Genomic DNA, 18,735 nt, shown 5'->3' with positions numbered 1-18,735 from the left:
GGATTTTTATTCAATTTTTAGTTAGAAGTACCAATAATGTTACTTTCTCCGCGGAATATGACGCGATCATTCCCACGGTAAATACCAAAGGTGACCACTGCTGATGGATCTTCATCACCTTTTCCTCGCCAGTTAAATTGCAACCAAGGTTGTTTATCATCTGACCCTAATATCCCTTGACAGTTCACATTCGTTTCACTGGTTTGTGGAGAGGTATTCGCCAATCTTAACCAAAAACGAACCTGCTCTCGTAATGAACTCTTATTTGCATCTGCAACTAAATTAGTAACATCACTTCCTTGAGTAACTGTATTAGATCCTTTTAATATCACACTACTTGATTGAGTGGGGTCTGGCCATACTGTTTGCTTGCAATATTTTTCACCTTCAAACTTACTCGCATCATCTTTATTACTCAGAACGAAGGAATTGCCATTCCAATACTCAACACGCAGTGGCACATTTACATCACTGCCAACCGAGGTCCCTACACTATCTAATACCATTCGACCATAACGAGTATCAGGCTGCGAAAGCAATTCTTGCTCTATTACTGCAGGATCAAAAGAGGTCGCATCAAATGACACAGGATCTTCACCACTTATCTCTAAACTAAGCGCCGTGGTTATTGAGCTTGTATTTCGATTCATATTAAATGGCCCATCAGGCTTTGTCGTGATGTCTCCAGCAAGTGTAGAATCATTTAAACGAGACCATACAACAGCATGATTTAAATTACTTACCTGCCAAAGAGCACCATTTCCCCAATGAGAAGCCTCTAGATCCACATCGGTAATATTTAAGCGTGCTGCATGATCACCAATCAAGGAAAATGACGCTTTTAGTGATTCATCAAAACCACCATAATTTATAGTGTCGGTACCTGAAGCACTATAAGACATTACCTGAAAATCGACATTGGTAAAGTTTTGTCCCATATAAACATAGGTCCCATCAATTGAACCTTGCTCCTCTGGGTAATCCCATTCCGTAGTAGTTATAGAAAAATACGCAGGATAAAAACGCCCGACCTTAGAAAAAGTTGACGGGATAGTAAACCCCGAGCGATTAAAGTAATTATTCTGGAATACATCAAAACCCAGAGTGCCTACTTCATTCCAGTTCATTTGTGTTGACGCGTTTTTATTCTCACTGGTTACCTCTTTACTAAAATTAGCAATAGGGTGCCCATCTACGGTAATCACTCCTATCTCCCCTGATAGTGGGTAGTTTAATTGAGCCGCTAAGCTTAATTGAGCCATCCCCTCACTGTGAGTAATATAGCTTGCCGTCACGGCCTTACTGCACACTAACGATGGATTGTCATAATCAGGGACGCCATCACCATAGAGTCCTGTATCTAATCCTTTTATCCAATTAACTGCTTTTAAATAAGCATTAAAATCGGTTCCTGAAGCCAAGTAAGCGCCATTAAGCTCATCGGTATAAGATGGTAATGCTGATGATTGGTCACACAATGCCGCGGTAAAAGGACGAAAATAAAATTGCTCCGAGGTAGTAAACGTTTTGTCTTGAATATTTGCACTAACCGTCAATTTTGCTTTACCGGCGTCATTCAAACGCGCTTTCAATGAGCCATCAGCCTGACTCTCATCTCCACCAGCAACACCATTCACAAACGCAACCGATAAAGTTCGATTCGCTTCAATCCAACCGTTGCCTTCTTGCTTAATCTCAATATTCTCATTACTGGTCACAGGCAAGACTGAGTTCGAGAATGTGACATCAATGTCTGCGGTTTCTTTAATAATATGGCAATTTAGCATATTGCCATTTCCATTTTCTTTACCACGAATTTTTAATCTAAATGGATAAGGTCGACCTGCTACTTGATTACTATCAGAGCCATCAACACCCTCTGATGGAACAATACTTATCGCTTTAGCTATAAACTCATACGGTCCTTCTATTGTCGTTAAATTGTCACTACTAACACTGGCTGATACGTTATAAGAGTTTAAAAATTTACTATGAATATATCGAGTAACCACCGCAGGGCCACTTGATGGAAATACCGTATCGAAACGACTATCATCAGCATGGTTACACTCGGGAGTTGTAATGTTTCCATCGTCACTCCAGCATGCTGAGTTTCTATCTCCAACATCAACTGGATTACTGATTACTTGTAATTTCTGCCCCTTACCTTCAACCACATTGCCATTAGGATCAACAAGGGAGAAATCAATTTCTATACCGTCACAGGCCAAGCCTTTACCTGATGTTGGCGAGATGACGAGTTGATAATTTGAAGAATCACAATTTTGTAATCGCCTACCAATTATTTTACTTTCCTTATTCATCTTTATTTGGCAAGCCGTAACCGAGCCAATTATCTGAGAATTATCCGATAATAGTAACGGTCCTTGAGCATAAATATGCGCTTCAACTACCGCATTATTATCCAGCAAGACTCTTTGAAAATCGTAAGATGGATTAGTCATACTTGGAAGCCAAAATAAATCTGGGATCCCATTTGGATAATTGTTCGGTTTAGGACATCCCTCTTTTCGATAAGAGAAAATAACAAGAGAACTCGCTTCTTTTTGCCGAATCTCACCATCAACCCTTAATTGATCTTTAACATGAAAGACCACATTACCATCAGCGATTATTTTACCGTCGTGTGCTATTTGAATACTATCAAACCAATACTCGCCTTCTTTGAAGGTCATCGTTCGACCTGCTGCAACACTTAATGCGATAGTATTATGTGTTGAGCTATAAGTACTTTTAAAATAGGTATTTTGATTATAAGTAACATCCACAGCAGAAGGCGGTAAATCATTAATTATATGGATATTGCTAGGTATGGTACCAATAAAATTGGCGCTATAAGCAGGCGCAAATTCATCACCAAGTTCACATACCGTGTTCCTATCATTACAACGACTGGATCGTTTTTGATTATCCGGAGTGTAAATTGGGTTGTTATAATCATTGATAATTAAATTATCAAAGCCTACTTTACCGCCATCAAGCAAATCAATAAAAGCAATATTTGTTTGGCTTAAATCAGAGTAAAAAAAATTATTTTGGTTGCCTTGCCAAGATTGCACCGTATTAGGAAACAAGTCACAGACCGATGTGGATAAGGTAGTATTTTTGTCCATAAACAGTGGCTTTTCCGCAGAAAAAAGTAACGTTGACCACGTTAATAAAAAAAGTAACCCAACCGATTGATATTGCTTCATTCTATTTCCTTCGCCCATACTTCTTGAACTCGCGTCACTTGGTTTATCCCTGTCCCACAACTTGCGGTGCTTATAATCTGAAAATATCGAATAGCATTACCTTTGTAATTTACGGATGTCATTTCACATTTCACTTGCGGTTTAGTGCGACAACCGCTGTTATCAAGTTCCATATCAGGAGTATGAACGCTGCCATTACAAATAGAATCATCAGCCCCGGATTGGTTTAATGGAAACAAGCGAACTAACCCCCACTCCGCTCCAGAGTGCGCTAAAGACCATGCTTGTGTACCTAATACTTCTTTAGATACAGTATCGTGATTACTGGTTTCTACTTTCAATAAATTTAATGACAGATACCCCACCACAACCATAACGACCACTGACATGATCAATAGGTTACCTTTTTGCTTTGATTGATTATGGTACATTGATCACCTGCACATCATGTTGATACTGAGTTGCCTCACCAAGATCATTTTCAAACGTTAAGACCATCTTAATCATGCTATTACGATTGAGTGACGCGTTATCAATAGAAAATCCACCGGAGGTAACGTGGTTAGCAATTTGCACCCCATCACGAAACACCCCGCCCGCCTGTATACAATACTCAACAACACTTGGTCGATAAATAAAGGCACGCTCAGAAACAGAGCTTGAAATAAATGCAGGATTATTCGTAGTGTTTGGGAAGTGGATGGTAGAAATACCTCCCGATTGTGTCATAGACTCTATAGTAATAAACCTGTGATGGGCGTCATCTAATAAATCAGATTGGGAACTCGGGTTAATCACTAACCTAAAGTTATCAAGCGTCACTGTATTATTAGAGAGCAAAACAACATCTATTTGTTTTTGATTAAATTGAGGTAATTCAAAATAAAAAGCACTGACTTTTAGAGGAATAAAACTAACACATTGACTACTTATAACCTCTGCACTATTTGGCACGGCATGACGCAATTCTCTGCTGAGTTTTTCAATCACAAACTTTGCCTGCATTTGGTTATCTTGACGATCAATACTGTCGTTATAACTTTGAAAACCAAGTACTAGAGTGTTGCTTGCTGCGATAGCGATAATCCCAACAACAACAATGGTTAAGATCAACTCGATAAGGGTAAATCCACTGATACGCTTCATTAATAATTCCCTCGATAAGCACTAAAGGTATATTGAGCGTGGCTGCTTGCATACAGAGTAATATTGATTTTTTTGAACTGAGTTATTACTGTTGCTTTATTATCTACATCCGCATAAGCGACATTGATTTCAACTGTGAAATTTTTATATTCATCCGCACTGCTTGAGTCTATTAAACGATTTAACTGATAGCTAGCCAGTCCAGAAGTGCATTGAGTCGCTTCTCCCCAGCAACCAATAAAGTCATCTACATCGTTAAAAATAGCTGAATGGCTAGTTGTATTTTTTTCTGCAATTGTATCTCGCCCAAGTTCATTAGGACTTGAACACGCATCTGGTGCCGATACTTCTCCGCAACGATACGCTCCACCATTAGGATCGCTATGCTCATCAAATTGGCGACTTAGAATATCCGTCATTATCGAATGCCCAAGCGTTGCTGCTTGAGATTGATAGGTGGCTTGATGCGATTTAGAGGCCGAACTAAACACGCCCGTCACTAAAATCAATAGCGCAAAACCCAGGATAATAATACCAATAATAGATTCGATTAAGGTAAAGCCCTTTTGACGATTAACAGCGCGATTCATAATCTGCATCCACTGGTTTCTCGTGAGCGATAAATAAACCCTTCGCTATTAATACATACCGATCGGCTTTCGTTCACAGAGGGTGTATTAATGGTGATTCGACAATCACTGATAGTACAAAGAGAGGTGGCTGCAGATGAGGTCGCCATTATGGGCCGGCCTAATAAATCGAAGGTCAATTCAGAAACGGAGGTCACTCCATTAGTGCTGTTAAACGCATAATTAAGTTGGATCTGTTCAAGTTGCTGTTGATTACTGTCTTTAGAGTAATCTGATAATATCGCACTGCTCATATCTCGACTTGGGCATGACTGGCTAACACCAAATTGAGTTTTTCTCATGACAATCAACCGACAACCATCGTGGTCATTTGAACCATTTACTTGCATCGCGGTGATTTGAACTTGACGCAGAATAGAGAGTACTTGCTCTTGTGCTGCCGCTGAAGAAAAACGGCTCGCTCCCATGTATTTGCTCGAGGCATATACGCCAATAATGACTAATATCAGGATCACGACAATGAGCTCTACTAAGGTAAACCCCATGTTCTTTACTGGTTTTTTTGAGTGTTTTTTTATGAGAAAAGGGGTCATCATCCGTTACCTTATTGCTTCCTGTTATTAGGATAACGGAAATTATAGAGATAGCGAGGGATTGTTAATTTTAGATACAAAAAAGCCAGCGAAGATCGCTGGCTTTAAAATTACTTAAACTATACTAATTAACACTTTTTAGAATCAATTGTTACGGTTGGTGCCGCACCTGAAACTTCTGAATATGTCACAAAACATTGTGTAGCTTTAATATTAGAAGCACCTGAAACACCTTTGAAAGCTGCAACATAAGTTCTAGAGCCAAGAGTTGTTACATCAGGAGATACTGACCAATCTTCTGTTAAACCAACAACTGCTTTACCAATACCGTCTGTTGTTGCAGAAGGATAACCTTGATAAATTTTAATACCATCCACATCTTTATCACCCGTAGCATCAGTTTCTTTACCTTCAATCGCGGCTTTACCGTAAACGATACCAGCTGCACCAGCCATAGCACCTTTTAGGCCTTGCAGTGATGATGCACGTGCATCAGACTGTAGGTTAAGGAATTTAGGTGCAGCAGTTACTGCTAGAATACCTAGAATAACGATTACAACTACCAACTCAATAAGGGTAAAACCACCTTGTCTTTTCATTTACTACTCTCTTTCTATTATAAAAAGTGATGGAACTCGATTGTTACCACCATTATTGTTAAAACAGTTACCGCTATAACACTATTGGTTTAAGCAGTTTTTCATTTAGTACCTTGCCCATAATCAACGTTATCACCAAGGTATTAATCTTTATTGTAAAGTCACCACAACACGGCCAGATTCTGGCTCATACGTAAAGAAGTGCCCTTCATTCTCTTGTTGTGTGTATTTACATTGATTGCGACTGTTTTCACTAATCACTTCTGCTAAGTATTTAGCTTTATTATCATTACTGTCATCGGTCACATAGGGTGCGTTTTGCAGTAGCATTTCCATTAGCAAAATACACTCTTTTGCGGTTAATGACCCTGGGTAATCACCCGTATCATTACCATCTAAATCTTCACGAGGCGAAATTGGATAACCCGGACGAAAATCTGATTGATTGTTTTTTGATGGGTCTGTTAACCAAAATTCAGTGCCATCATAACTAACCGCATTACTGCCATCAGTTTTAGGACGAGCTTCAGCTTCCCATTGTGCTCTTGCCGAAAGCACCGCCGTTGCATAACCACCAGCAACACCTTCAATACTGGCTTTTTTTGCTTCAAGGCTAACATCTAAAAATCGAGGTAATGCGACTGTTGCCAGCAAACCTATAACCACAATCACAATCACTAGCTCAACCAGTGAGAAACCTTTTTGGTGTTTCATCGTAATGCTTCTCTCTATTTCTTATTTCGTTCTGAATTGTAAGGGATTTTGTAAAAAAAAACACGCTGTTCGTCAAAAAAACGACAACTTAACCTTCACCCAAAAAAACGACACTGACTTTAAATACGCCATTGATGAGCATAACTGAAATCACTTTACCATTCGACGCACTGTAAGAACATTGATATTGTTCTTTTTTTGTTGAATTATCATGTACTTTTATAGTATCTGCATAAATTTTTTCTTTCCTTGGTAACAGTAAATGCAGCCATTGCTCACAATCTAGCTTGTTATCATTCAATACTAATGGCCAACCAGATTTACTGAAGGTGACCTCAATATTGTCTTTATCCATACTTGCGGGTTGCCCATTAACCACCCAATAATTTTTAAACTCATTTGCAGATGATAGGATTTCGCGACTTGCCATCATCAATGCAGTATCTTCGACTTCTGGTTCCATTTTATCCCACTGAACCAAAATAACAGCCAGTAAGATAATGAATAAAGCCCCCCACGTAATACGGGTTACTCTCATCATCAACTTCCTTTTACTACATCCAACATATTCCACATTGGTAAGAAAATACCTAATGCTAATATGAGTACCATGCCTGATACGATAACCAATAACAGAGGTTCAATTCTCGCTGTTAATGTTTTTAAATCATAATCAACTTCACGATCATAAAAATCGGAGACTTCTAATAGCAAATCATCAATTTGCCCAGTCTCTTCACCTACCGCAATCATTTGTTGCACTAAAGGCGTAAAGATCCCACTTTGAGCAGCAGTGGCTGACATACTGGTTCCCGACTCAATACCACTTTTCATCTCTAACAATCTGTTCTCTAAATACTTATTACCAAGAGCCTCAGCAGAGAGTGCTAACGATTGATTTAATGGCACCCCTGATTTCAGCATTAACGCAAAAGTTCTTGAAAAACGAGACATTTGGGCTCGAGTAACAATATCACCAACAATAGGGAGCCTAAGTCGAAACTTATCCCACTTTTCTCGTCCTACGTCACCGCTAACCCATGATTGGAAGGCAACAAACATGCCAGCCATACCACCTAAAATAAAGTGCCAGTAGTTAACAGAAAAACTTGAGGTTGCCATCAATATCCGTGTCGGTAGCGGTAATTCAACACCAAAACGAGCAAACATTGAAGTGAATTGCGGGATCACTTTAACGTTAAGCACTAACATGGCGATGAAAATAAAGCTCAATACGAAAATTGGGTAACGCATTGCTGACTTGATTCGCTTACGAGTTTCCATCTCTTGTTCGTAATAATTAGCCAATTGAAGTAAGGCCTGATCTAAACGACCGGTGTTTTCACCTACATGAATCATTGAAACGAACAAAGAGCTAAATACCCTAGGGTGCTGCTTCATTGCTACTGATAAACTTCGACCATTAGTTAGATCGGCAGTAACCTCTTCAAGTGATTGCTTTAACAATTTATTATTACTGTTTTGTGTCAATCCATTCATGGCTCTTAACAAAGGCACGCCAGCTTTCGTTAAGCTGTACATTTGGCGACAAAAGATCACTAACACTTCAAGTGGGATCGATGGCTGAAACCACGTCTTCCAATCAACAGAGGGTGCCGAACCTTTTAATTCTCTACCAGAATGTATTGAAATAGGAATGATACTCTCATTCATTAACTGCTCTGCAGCACTCTCTTGTGACGGCGCTTCAATCTTTCCTGATACCGATGCACCCTTGGCATTTCGGCCTGTATATTTATATATAGCCATGGCTTAACAACCTATAACCATATTGGTTGATGAGAGGAGGAGTTATCGCCTTCACCCAAGACCATCACTTCATTGAGACTAATAATGCCATTCATTGCTAACTCCATTGCTGAGGCTAGTAATGGTTTGTAATCTGGGTTTTCTCGTGCTTTTTGAGCAAATTCTACTGCATTATTTCCACGCAGTGCATCCATCATTGGTTGGTCTAATTCTAATAATTCAAAGACACCAATTCGGCCACTGTAGCCTGTTAAGTTACAACTTTGACAACCAGCACCCTTTCTAAATGGAACCGAGGCTTGATTTGGGAAGCGACTTTGCACCCATTGCAAACGTGATTCATCTAAAGGATCAGGAACTGAGCATTCTGTACACACTTTTCTTACCAAGCGTTGAGCCAATACCGCACGGACAGCACTAGCAACAAGATAGCCAGGCGCCCCCATATCCATCATACGAAGCGCACTATCAACAGAGTCATTAGTGTGTAACGTTGATAACACTAAGTGACCAGTTAATGCTGCTCGCAAACCAATTTCAACCGTTTCCTGATCACGCATTTCACCAATAAGAATGATATCAGGATCCTGACGTAGGAAGGTTCTTAAAATTTTAGAGAAGGTTAAATCTATCTTGCTGTTTACCTGAACTTGATTAATACGTGGTAAGCGATATTCCACTGGATCTTCAGCGGTAATTATCTTTTTACTTGGTTTATTAAGTTCACTTAATGCACCATACAATGTTGTAGTTTTACCTGAACCAGTAGGACCTGTTACTAAGATCATGCCATGAGGGCGGCCTAACTGCTTACGTAAACGAACCAAAAGATGATCAGGAATTCCTGAATATTCTAACTCTCGGATCCCTGAGGTTTGGTTAAGCAGACGCATAACGACCGATTCACCGTATTGCACAGGCATAGTAGACAAACGAATATCCACTGACTGACCACGAGATTTAATATTAAATCGCCCATCTTGAGGCAAACGCTTTTCAGAGATATCAAGATTCGCCATTAGTTTTAGACGCAATACTAATGCTGGCGCAATGTTGACTTCATTAAGTAGGGTTTCGTGCAATATGCCATCAATACGCTGACGAAGTCGTAATACTTTATCATCCGGTTCAATATGAATATCTGAAGCTCCAACTTGGACTGCATCTTCAAACAATGAGTTAATCAACTTTACAACGGTAACTTCGTCATTATCACTGTCTGATATACCAAAGTTAAAGTCGTCCGTCTCTTGGTGCTCTGAATGCAACTGCTCTGCAAATGAAGCTATCTCTTTAGTTCGACGATAAAAACGATCAAAGCTATCGACTAATTGTCTTTCTGAAGCGATAACCATCTCTATTTGATATTGTTGAAGCTGAGAGAATAGAGCTTCTTGAGCAGAAAGATCGGCTGGATCACTCATCGCTACACGAATAGTATTACCATGCTGACTAAGTACTAATGCTCTTAAGCGACGCGCATGAACCTCTGGCAGTAGTTGCACTGCTGCTGCATCAATATCTGCACGGCTTAGATCCACCAAAGGCACATCTAATTGCTGAGATAAGAAAGTTAGCATTTGCTTTTCGGTTAAGAAACCAAGCTGAATAAGCGTTGCACCCAGCTTGCGGCCAGTTGTTTTCTGTGCCGCTAGCGCCTGCTCAATCTGTTGTTCAGTAACAATGTTTTCTTCGACTAATAAATCACCAAGTCTTTTTCTTAACTGAAAACGCATTATTCATTACCTTCCATTGTTTCTAATAACTTAATTCTATCTCGAACGAACACTTGAGAAGAGCGTGATAAACCAGGTGTTGTTAATGCTACTTTATAAGTTTTCAGTGCCTCTTTAACTTGTGCATTTCTCTCATATACAATAGCTAACCCTAGCCACCAACGACCATTATCTGGATCTTTCGCTACCAACATTTGGTAACTTTCTTCAGCTAAGTCCATCAATTTTAATTTTTGAGCTAAGCCACCACGCGTAGCTAAATAATCGACAGATGCTCCTAAAGGTATATATTCTAATGCAGAGAGTGCGGCTTCTGGCTGCTCCTCTTTTTGCAATAAACTAGCTAAAGCTAAACGTAAGTCAATACTATCATTATTTAACCTTATGCCTTGTTGTAAGATGGCAGCTGATTCCTGAATCTCACGTTTACCATAAAGCAAAGCCGCTAGTTTTTTACGAGAATCTTCATCACTAGGTTGGTATTTCAATACCCTATAATAAGCTTTCATCGCAGTATTAAAATCAGAATTATCTAGGGCTTTTTTTGCTGCGTCACGATTTCTCTGAGCCAGTTCGGAAGGAAGAACCTCGACTTCTTCAACGTGTAATTGCTCTTGAGATTCAGTCTGATTAACAGCGTGTTCGCGAGGTGTATCTGGGACAATAGACACCTCTTTAGCTTTCGTTGGCGTTGTTTCGCTATTTACAAAACGTACCGAACTTTCTCCTACTTTCGGTAATTCGATATGATGGCTTGAGGTTTTCTCATCAACATTTTCATTCAAATATATACGACTAACTTCTGAGGTAATAATTTTTGCCGTTGGTGAATTAACAGGTAAATAAGAGCCTTTAGAAAGTTCTGAATGATCAACAACGTCCTCTACAATCACCTCTGATACTTGATGTTCATTATTAATGGCATTTGGAGTATTACTCAGTGTTGCCCACCCAATTAAACACAATGAACTCATTACACCAATAGCAAAAAAGAAAGGTGCTTTAAATTTTGATTCAATATTAGGAACGTCAGCTTGAGATAGAGATGTTTTCCTCTCTATATCTGCATCTTGTTTTGTTATATTTAACAGGGCTTTATTTGTGGCACTCACAAGGCTCTCCAACCCCAAAATTTGGGTAAATAGTGCTTGGGTTTGATGGTATCCGTTGTATCTATAATTGCATTAAATACCGCTTTTTTAGATACTTTATCCAATTTTTCAGAAAAAGAAATAAGCAACGCTTTGTGGCATATTTGATTAATCAATCGAGGTACACCACTACTCGCACGCCAAACCGCTTTCATTTGAGATAGGGTAAATGGATTGACTTGAGCCCCAGACTCTTTCATCCGATAAGTAATATAAGCGACCGCTTCATTTACATTAAGTGAGCGTAATTTTGCTGAAAAAGTAATTCGTTGTCTTAATTGTCGTAGATGATACTGCTGTAAGCGCTCGTCTAATTCAGGCTGTCCAAAGAGTACAATCTGAAGTAACTTAGTGTAATCCGTTTCTAAATTACCAAATAAGCGTAGGGTTTCTAATGCTTCATCACTCAAGACTTGAGCTTCATCTATGAACACTACTGCGCTCTTTCCTTCCGCTTGAATATCGATCAATTTTTCATGGATAAGCTCAGTTAAAGCAGTACCATCCCCCTCTTGTTCTAGCCAGAGTTCTTTGGCTAATGCTTGCCGTAATTCTCGTCCATTCATAACAGGATTAGGCAAGTAGAGTAATTCGACATTCATAGGAAGTTGGCTCATCAACATTCGGCAAACAAGCGTCTTTCCCGTCCCAATTTCACCAGTTACCTTAATGACGCCTTCTCCCATTGAGATGGCAGACAAAACGGTTTGAATCGCCTCATAGTGAGGCGGTAATCCATGAAAAAGAGAGGTATTTGGCGTTAACGTAAAGGGAAGCTGTTTTAAGCCAAAATGTTGCTCGTACATAAAAGTAGTCGCTACTCGTCAGGGAACCATTCTTGTAATAAATCACGAGAACGCTCTAACTCTTCTTGCCAAGTATCCACTCCAACCACCGTTGGTTTTAATAAAATAACTAACTCGGTCTTCTGAGTTAACTTACTTACATTACGGAATAAATGGCCTAGTGCAGGAATATCCCCTAAGAATGGAACTTTAGATACTTGGTCAACGGTTTGTGATTTCATCAAACCACCAATAACCACCACATCTCCACTTTTAGCACGAATAACAGAATCCGATTCACGAATTGAACTTTTCGCCAATGGTAATTGAAGTACACCACCTACATCACCGAGATCTATCTCTTTAATTTCATTCTCAACATCAATAACTGATGGGTGAACATGCAGCATCACGTTACCTTTATCATCAATCTGAGGCGTTACATCTAGTGAAATACCCGAGAAGAATGGAGTCAAAGTAACTTCTGGTGATGCATTTGAATTATCACCACTGCCTGTTACGCTTGATACTTCAGTGACGTAATACTCATCACGCCCAACCTTAATCACTGCTTTTTGGTTATTTGCCGCAGTCACTCTAGGACTTGAAAGAACGTTCAAATCACCTTGAGTATCCATGAAGCTTAAAACGGCATCGAAGTTACCATCAGAAATCTTAATATTGGTTTGACCGCCAAGCAGTGTTCCAATCGCATCCATTCCGGGTAAAACACCCGCGGTGGTACCCGCCGTTTGGCTAAGAGAAATATCAGTACCGCCAATTGATGCGCTTAAATTAGTCCAATTAATACCTTGTTGATATCCATCACTTAAGGTTACTTCTAATAATTTTGCTTCTAAAATCACTTGGCGCTGTAAACGTTTGTGTGAAGTCGATAAAAATGCTTTCACCTTACGTAATTCATCCGGAGAAGCGGTAATTGTTACAACGCTGGCTTGCGGTGAAACTACGACACTACGACCAGAACCATTGCCGATCATAACTGAAACAGCTTTCTCTAATTCTTTCCAGAAATCGCTTTCACTGGTAGTTTCAATTTCAGTTCCACCAGTAGCTGAAGATGATGAACTATTATTTGAATTTGAACTTGAATTATCGCTATTGTTTGATGATGAATTACCTTCAGAATTCGTGATAGAGCCGGTTGTGATTGTCGTTAGTGAACGGCCTTTACGAGTAAGCTGTAAATAGTCAACAGGGATTGTTTCTGTGCGGATAGTCGCAGGGTAAACTTGTAATATTTTATCTGACTTTACAATTTCATAGCCATATAAGTCTTCAACAGAAGAAAGTACTTCATCTAGAGTGACATCGTTAACATTCATCGTAATACGACCCGAAACTGCAGGATGTATTACTACACTGTATTCCGTACCTTTCACTAAACTGGTAAAGAAAGCCTTGGCATTAACACCATTCGCTTTAACTCTAAAGCGCTTCACAGGTTCTTCAATTTCAACAGCTTTTGCGTTAAGCTCAGGCATCAGATCTGCCTGGACAGATGCAGGCAAATCGACAAGTAGCTGACTGCCATTATCATTAATAGACTTATCTAAGGTTTGTTTTATTTCAACAGGATCTCGATGACCCATTGAGCATCCTGTTAATGATGCAACCATTAATCCAATGATGACATTACATACTTTCATTACTGCAAACCTTAATTCTTAATATTTTGTGAAAATAGAGAAAGTTGCCACGTTTTACCAGAACGACCAATAGAAACGCTATCTTCACGAATCGCTAATAAGGTATATCCTGATACTTTGTCGCCTTTTTTCATTGATCTATCATCTAATACGGCATAACAATCATTTGTACCACTGCAACTAATCGCTTGCAGAGATGGAAAGTAATGACGCTTTTTAGTCACCACTTTCTTTTTACCTACAGGCTTAGTCCAACTTAATGGTTCAGTTGGATCGTGCCCTTCAATGCTATCTGAAGCAAACGTAAAGCTTGAAAATAAAGCCAATAAAATAAGAAAAACCTTCATATTAACCGCCGATAAATCCTTTACTTGAACCAAGTGTATATACTTCAATCGTTAGCTCTGCCGTTGGGTATTTCTTAACTTCATAACGGAAGTTTCTCCAATAATATTTAACAGGTAACGCTTCTAAACTTGATAAATACGTTTCTATATCAAAGTAGTTACCTGACAACACTAATTTAATCGGATGAATGTAATAACCGGCTTTATTATTCTCATCAAGCAAGCGCTCTGAAGGCTGCGTACTCATAGAGATCAAAGTTAACTTTGACGACTGCTGTAATACTGTTTCTAAAAGCTGAGCCATCTGAGTAGGAGAAACCAATGCAGCGACTCGATTAGACAATAATTGAGCTAAATCTTGGCTTTGTAGCGTTAAATCTTGATACTGCTTGTCCACTTCAACATTTGGGTCTTTTTGTAGGCGAAAATGAGCTAACTCAATTTTCTGTTTTAACGGTGTAATTGAATTAGTTACCTGATAAGTTTCACGCTCAGCCTTCTGCTTTGCAACAAGCACAGGCTCAATAAACAGACTAAATGAGATAAAAATGACCGCGAACCAACCAACCAGAGTAATAAGTATTTTTTCTCGTTGTGAAAGTGCAAAAAATGCATCTTTGGCTTTAATCCAATGCTCCATTATTTTTCCTCTGCCGCTTTAGTATTTAAAACAAACGACACCAACCCTTTCTCATCGGTTTTTATATCTAACTGATTAAACGTCCGACCAATAAGGTGCAATTCATTTTCAAAGCTCTGTATCCAATTTGGTACCACATCTGGTGTTCGAGCGTACCCAACAAAATTTACATCTTCTCCTGAAATATAAATTTTTGTTAACGATATGTTCTCTTTACCAAGCTTAGCTAAGCTACTCATCACACCGGAATAACCAATTTGCATTCCCTCATCAAAGTTATCGATAACTTTTAATGATGATTTCTTAGATTCAATATCTTCCTGTAAGCGCTTAATTGCTGCTAATTTTGCAGCGGATGGTTTATTACTTTCAAGCTGCTTGTTCAAGCTACCCAGTTCTTGCTGATAACTCTGTTCTTGCGAAGATAATACGGTTAGGTGACTTTCTAACTGGCTCAATTGCCACTGATAATAGCCCGTAATCATACCTACTACAGCAAGACCTACTCCCCAACTAATTATCACATTTTGTAACGTAAAGTGATCGACTTTAGGCTTCAGTCTGTCGTTATATAAGTTAATATCAGGCTTGTTAAATAATCCTAACCAGCTTAGTACTTCACCAGAGCGAAATACTCTTGGCTCATCGACTAATAATGATGCGACTTGTACACCAAGACGATTTTGTAGCTCGGCAGAAAGTTCGGCATCATCTTCATCATCACAACGGAAATAAAGATGATTAATATTAACGCCGTGCAGTTGTGCGCTTAAATAATCTAAAGAACGCTGCAATTCCAAAGCTAAACTATCAAGCTGAAAACTATTAGATAGTTCGCCAGTTAATGGGGCGGTAATACCACGCAATGACCGGTTTAAATGTAAATTACCTTCATTAAAAGCAAGCAACTTAAATTCAGCAGAAGCACTGTGGCTTAATAACATGAAGCTATTTTGTTCTGGTTTAGCGTATTTCCACACTAATTCATCAGGCGTCACGTTAGATATCTGAATTGAAAGTGGTTTTAATAACTCAAGAATCATTTCTATTACTGAAACCTGAGAAATATAAACCTGCATTTTCCCGTTGGTAATATCTACACCATCGGCAACGATGTCAGAGACTCTATCACTAATTAAATCCTTCACTAAAAAAGGCAATGCACCTGGCAGTTCTTCTTTAAGGATATTTGGGTTTTCTATTTGAAAGGATTGATATAAATGAGAACCGATGACAATATTTACACAGCAGTCAGATAAACCCATCTTTTGGCAAGCGCTAACAAGCGAATCTCTCCACGCTTGGGGCTGACTAACAGGCATGAAAACTTGCTCTTTAAGCGCTTTATTTCCACCACTTTTTGCAATGTAAATACCGCCTTGCAATATCACAATTGATGCTGTGACATTGACTGAACGAGATAGCTTCAGTTTTTTAAATGCATCCATTATCTTCATCTACTGCTAGTCTCTTATCTCTCACTTTATTTACAATGCTCTCGTAAAAAGCACAATTCGCGCAATCATACAACATTCTATTCTTTTCTGATATGCTGTAATTAATAAAACACGAAAAACTTACTTTTCCCAACGACTCCTTCTTTTAGGTATTGATAGTTTTTCTTTGTGATGAAACAAGGCCGTTTCGGCTTCAAAAATTCGCCCTTGAGCACCTTCAACACCAAGCTCTTTTATTACTTTTAGTTCTTTTTTATTTTCAATACCTACAGCAATAACTTGTGAACCTGTATTTTCACAAGCACCTAATAAACTTCTTACAAATAATTGGTTTTCATATCGTTGAGGAATATCCTTAATCAAACTGCGGTGTAATTTAATGTAATCAACACTTAAATCTTTTATGTAGTGAGTACTTACTATTGTTCTTCCTGCTTGCTCTACAATTAACTGACAACCAAAGCTTTTTATTAGCTTTGCTACTGGTCTTACCGCATCTAAGTAAGTGACTACTTGCCCTTCAACTAACTCAAAACTTAACCGCTGAAGTTGAGCTCGAGGTGTTTGTAATAGTCGATTTCGTAACTGCCTAATAAATCCTGAATTTTGTAAGCTTTTAACATGCAAATGTACAGAAAAAGAATGCTGTGAATATTCAGGCTCACTCAATAAAGGGAAAACTTGTTTTAACACGGCAGCATCTAACTTAATTTGATACCCTACTTGTGCGATCGCAGGTAAAAATCGAGAAGCTTTGATCTGCACACCATTCTCATCTTTAATTCGAGAAAAAAGCTCTAAATGAAGCGGAGTAATATCAGCTCCATCAAATAAGAATGTTGATTGCTTATATAGAATTAATTGATCTTGAGAAAAAATAGCATCAAACAAGTTTCTCCAGCGCACACTTCCTAAGCTTTCAGTTAGTTGCTGCTGTTTTTTAAACAATGACCAGCTATTATTATTTTGTAATAATGCACTACGGTGAGCCATATCAAGCTCATCCATCAAGCGACCTCGCCTCTCTCCGCTCACGTACATACTGACGCCAATATGGCACCAATTATCAATATCTAAATTTTGGGGTGGAATAATTTTTTCTATCACTTTTAAACACTGTGAAGCTAAAATTTTGGCTTCTTTTAGTGACTGCTGTGGAATAAGAAGAGCAAAATCAGATTGATAATAACGAGAAAGAACACTGTCATTGTAACGTTGCATTACATTATTTAATTGCTTGCCTATCTCAACAATGAGTTCATCTCCAACTGCTTTTCCACTTTCTTCAATTAATTCTTCCCAACCATTAATACGTAATAATAAAAGAACCCCTTGGCTTTCTGATTCTTGCAAAGTTGACTCTAACTTACTGTCAAATAACACTCGATTTGCCGAACCTGTAAGTTGATCAAGAAAGGTATGCGTACGTATAAATGTATCAAAACGGCTACGCTCTTTTCTTGCATCTTTCAGTTCAGCAATCACGTTATCAAGAGCCAAGCTCGCTGTTGCTGGCCACTCTTCTTCATTACCTATAGCGTAATCATCTAGCTTTCCAGCCAATAACATACGCCCACGTTCTTCTAGCAACTCTGAACCATGCAGTTGTTTTCTTAGCCAGACTACGCCCCACAATAATGAGACGATAATTACGGCAATAGCTGCTGTAATTGAAAATAGCGCCCCTAAAGAATAAGTAAAAGCACTATAAGGAGGGACTGATTTGAAAGTGATGGAATAGCCTTTATTCAGCTCTAAAGGCAGTGTTTTTTGATATAGTAAATTATCATCTGGCATAACGGCTAATGTTTGAAAAGAGTAAACAATGCCAGTGGGTGACGATAGCTCCATGCTTACTACACTGCTTGCTTTTAATAATTTAGGTAGCCACTTAGTCATCGATTTTGCTTCCTCTGGCTGAAGAAGTTCTTCATCAACAACATTAACTACACCAATTAAATAGTGATCAAGATATTCATTACTTATTTGCTTAAATGAGATCGTCCCACCAATAAATAAAATAAAAATGGCGGCTGAGACCATTAATGTCACAAACGAAATTAATCGGTTACTCAAACGTAAACTAGGAGTTTTTCTCATTAAACTTTTCTTCCTTGAAAAAGTTGGCTTTGAATCATGCCACAATTAAAAATGTAAATTTTTGAACTATCTCTAAGTCCGTATTTAGTTGTAATACAAATATCTTATTAAGTTCTTTATGATACGAAGCTTCAGTAACAGAAAATTATACATCACTATCGGCCCCTTTAGCTCACCAAGATAAATACGTGGATAATGAATTAAACAATGTATTAACAATAA

Annotated in this window: 17 protein-coding genes; all 17 read right to left on the bottom strand. The window is 38.7% G+C overall.

Annotated features, from left to right (window positions below; all coding sequences use genetic code 11):
- Positions 1-17: 17 nt before the first annotated feature.
- The 17 genes from PVK71_RS13325 to csrD all read right to left on the bottom strand — a co-directional run bounded on the left by PVK71_RS13325 (position 18) and on the right by csrD (position 18,513).
- Entirely contained in the window at positions 18-3,215 is a 3,198-nt protein-coding gene (locus PVK71_RS13325) for a DUF6701 domain-containing protein (RefSeq protein ID WP_274419304.1), read from the bottom strand.
- Positions 3,212-3,646, bottom strand: coding sequence for an MSHA biogenesis protein MshP (locus PVK71_RS13320; RefSeq protein WP_274419303.1), 435 nt, complete (start codon positions 3,644-3,646; stop codon positions 3,212-3,214). The genes PVK71_RS13325 and PVK71_RS13320 overlap by 4 nt, the downstream gene beginning before the upstream one ends.
- On the bottom strand, positions 3,636-4,361 hold the full coding sequence (locus PVK71_RS13315; RefSeq protein ID WP_274419302.1) for a PulJ/GspJ family protein: 726 nt from the start codon (positions 4,359-4,361) through the stop codon (positions 3,636-3,638). The genes PVK71_RS13320 and PVK71_RS13315 overlap by 11 nt, the downstream gene beginning before the upstream one ends.
- Positions 4,361-4,951 carry a prepilin-type N-terminal cleavage/methylation domain-containing protein gene (locus PVK71_RS13310; RefSeq protein WP_274419301.1) on the bottom strand — a complete coding sequence of 197 codons (591 nt, stop codon included), beginning with the start codon at positions 4,949-4,951 and terminating at the stop codon, positions 4,361-4,363. Before PVK71_RS13310 ends, PVK71_RS13315 begins: the two co-directional genes overlap by 1 nt.
- Positions 4,948-5,496: a prepilin-type N-terminal cleavage/methylation domain-containing protein gene (locus PVK71_RS13305; protein ID WP_274421831.1), complete on the bottom strand. Its 549-nt coding sequence runs from the start codon at positions 5,494-5,496 to the stop codon at positions 4,948-4,950. The genes PVK71_RS13310 and PVK71_RS13305 overlap by 4 nt, the downstream gene beginning before the upstream one ends.
- Positions 5,497-5,672: 176 nt before the next feature.
- Positions 5,673-6,143 (bottom strand): type II secretion system protein, encoded by a 471-nt coding sequence (locus PVK71_RS13300; protein ID WP_274419299.1) that lies wholly within the window; start codon positions 6,141-6,143, stop codon positions 5,673-5,675.
- Between the two features lie 150 nt (positions 6,144-6,293).
- Complete coding sequence (locus PVK71_RS13295; protein ID WP_130046936.1) at positions 6,294-6,857, bottom strand: prepilin-type N-terminal cleavage/methylation domain-containing protein; 564 nt, start codon at positions 6,855-6,857, stop codon at positions 6,294-6,296.
- Between the two features lie 88 nt (positions 6,858-6,945).
- Positions 6,946-7,398: a type IV pilus, mannose-sensitive hemagglutinin protein MshF gene (locus tag PVK71_RS13290; RefSeq protein ID WP_274419298.1), complete on the bottom strand. Its 453-nt coding sequence runs from the start codon at positions 7,396-7,398 to the stop codon at positions 6,946-6,948.
- Positions 7,398-8,627: a type II secretion system F family protein gene (locus PVK71_RS13285; RefSeq protein ID WP_274419297.1), complete on the bottom strand. Its 1,230-nt coding sequence runs from the start codon at positions 8,625-8,627 to the stop codon at positions 7,398-7,400. The genes PVK71_RS13290 and PVK71_RS13285 overlap by 1 nt, the downstream gene beginning before the upstream one ends.
- An 11-nt stretch (positions 8,628-8,638) precedes the next feature.
- A complete protein-coding gene (locus PVK71_RS13280) occupies positions 8,639-10,363 on the bottom strand; it encodes a GspE/PulE family protein (protein WP_274419296.1) in 1,725 nt (574 codons plus the stop codon).
- Positions 10,363-11,475, bottom strand: coding sequence for a tetratricopeptide repeat protein (locus tag PVK71_RS13275; RefSeq protein WP_274419295.1), 1,113 nt, complete (start codon positions 11,473-11,475; stop codon positions 10,363-10,365). The genes PVK71_RS13280 and PVK71_RS13275 overlap by 1 nt, the downstream gene beginning before the upstream one ends.
- Positions 11,472-12,320, bottom strand: coding sequence for an ExeA family protein (locus PVK71_RS13270; RefSeq protein WP_274419294.1), 849 nt, complete (start codon positions 12,318-12,320; stop codon positions 11,472-11,474). The genes PVK71_RS13275 and PVK71_RS13270 overlap by 4 nt, the downstream gene beginning before the upstream one ends.
- A gap of 11 nt (positions 12,321-12,331) precedes the next feature.
- Positions 12,332-13,969, bottom strand: coding sequence for a pilus (MSHA type) biogenesis protein MshL (gene mshL / locus PVK71_RS13265; protein WP_274419293.1), 1,638 nt, complete (start codon positions 13,967-13,969; stop codon positions 12,332-12,334).
- Positions 13,970-13,980: 11 nt separating this feature from the next.
- Positions 13,981-14,316 carry a type IV pilus, mannose-sensitive hemagglutinin D (MSHK) gene (locus tag PVK71_RS13260; RefSeq protein WP_274419292.1) on the bottom strand — a complete coding sequence of 112 codons (336 nt, stop codon included), beginning with the start codon at positions 14,314-14,316 and terminating at the stop codon, positions 13,981-13,983.
- Position 14,317: 1 nt separating this feature from the next.
- Positions 14,318-14,956: a type 4a pilus biogenesis protein PilO gene (pilO, locus tag PVK71_RS13255; RefSeq protein ID WP_274419291.1), complete on the bottom strand. Its 639-nt coding sequence runs from the start codon at positions 14,954-14,956 to the stop codon at positions 14,318-14,320.
- Positions 14,956-16,413 carry an MSHA biogenesis protein MshI gene (locus PVK71_RS13250; RefSeq protein WP_274421829.1) on the bottom strand — a complete coding sequence of 486 codons (1,458 nt, stop codon included), beginning with the start codon at positions 16,411-16,413 and terminating at the stop codon, positions 14,956-14,958. The genes pilO and PVK71_RS13250 overlap by 1 nt, the downstream gene beginning before the upstream one ends.
- Positions 16,414-16,533: 120 nt before the next feature.
- Positions 16,534-18,513 carry an RNase E specificity factor CsrD gene (gene csrD, locus PVK71_RS13245; protein WP_274419289.1) on the bottom strand — a complete coding sequence of 660 codons (1,980 nt, stop codon included), beginning with the start codon at positions 18,511-18,513 and terminating at the stop codon, positions 16,534-16,536.
- Between the last annotated feature and the right edge of the window lie 222 nt (positions 18,514-18,735).

It is taken from the genome of Aliivibrio sp. S4MY1, from assembly GCF_028765545.1.
Lineage (GTDB): Bacteria > Pseudomonadota > Gammaproteobacteria > Enterobacterales > Vibrionaceae > Aliivibrio.
Note: the sequence above shows the minus strand (reverse complement) of the source record. Positions and strands in the feature narration are given on the sequence as shown.

Bases quoted from the DNA above. Each gene is read 5' to 3' on its own strand.
- PVK71_RS13325 (WP_274419304.1), bottom strand. From the start codon at position 3,215: ATGAAGCAATATCAATCGGTTGGGTTACTTTTTTTATTAACGTGGTCA.
- PVK71_RS13320 (WP_274419303.1), bottom strand. From the start codon at position 3,646: ATGTACCATAATCAATCAAAGCAAAAAGGTAACCTATTGATCATGTCA.
- PVK71_RS13315 (WP_274419302.1), bottom strand. From the start codon at position 4,361: ATGAAGCGTATCAGTGGATTTACCCTTATCGAGTTGATCTTAACCATT.
- PVK71_RS13310 (WP_274419301.1), bottom strand. From the start codon at position 4,951: ATGAATCGCGCTGTTAATCGTCAAAAGGGCTTTACCTTAATCGAATCT.
- PVK71_RS13305 (WP_274421831.1), bottom strand. From the start codon at position 5,496: ATGGGGTTTACCTTAGTAGAGCTCATTGTCGTGATCCTGATATTAGTC.
- PVK71_RS13300 (WP_274419299.1), bottom strand. From the start codon at position 6,143: ATGAAAAGACAAGGTGGTTTTACCCTTATTGAGTTGGTAGTTGTAATC.
- PVK71_RS13295 (WP_130046936.1), bottom strand. From the start codon at position 6,857: ATGAAACACCAAAAAGGTTTCTCACTGGTTGAGCTAGTGATTGTGATT.
- PVK71_RS13290 (WP_274419298.1), bottom strand. From the start codon at position 7,398: ATGATGAGAGTAACCCGTATTACGTGGGGGGCTTTATTCATTATCTTA.
- PVK71_RS13285 (WP_274419297.1), bottom strand. From the start codon at position 8,627: ATGGCTATATATAAATATACAGGCCGAAATGCCAAGGGTGCATCGGTA.
- PVK71_RS13280 (WP_274419296.1), bottom strand. From the start codon at position 10,363: ATGCGTTTTCAGTTAAGAAAAAGACTTGGTGATTTATTAGTCGAAGAA.
- PVK71_RS13270 (WP_274419294.1), bottom strand. From the start codon at position 12,320: ATGTACGAGCAACATTTTGGCTTAAAACAGCTTCCCTTTACGTTAACG.
- mshL (WP_274419293.1), bottom strand. From the start codon at position 13,969: ATGAAAGTATGTAATGTCATCATTGGATTAATGGTTGCATCATTAACA.
- PVK71_RS13260 (WP_274419292.1), bottom strand. From the start codon at position 14,316: ATGAAGGTTTTTCTTATTTTATTGGCTTTATTTTCAAGCTTTACGTTT.
- pilO (WP_274419291.1), bottom strand. From the start codon at position 14,956: ATGGAGCATTGGATTAAAGCCAAAGATGCATTTTTTGCACTTTCACAA.
- PVK71_RS13250 (WP_274421829.1), bottom strand. From the start codon at position 16,413: ATGAAGATAATGGATGCATTTAAAAAACTGAAGCTATCTCGTTCAGTC.
- csrD (WP_274419289.1), bottom strand. From the start codon at position 18,513: ATGAGAAAAACTCCTAGTTTACGTTTGAGTAACCGATTAATTTCGTTT.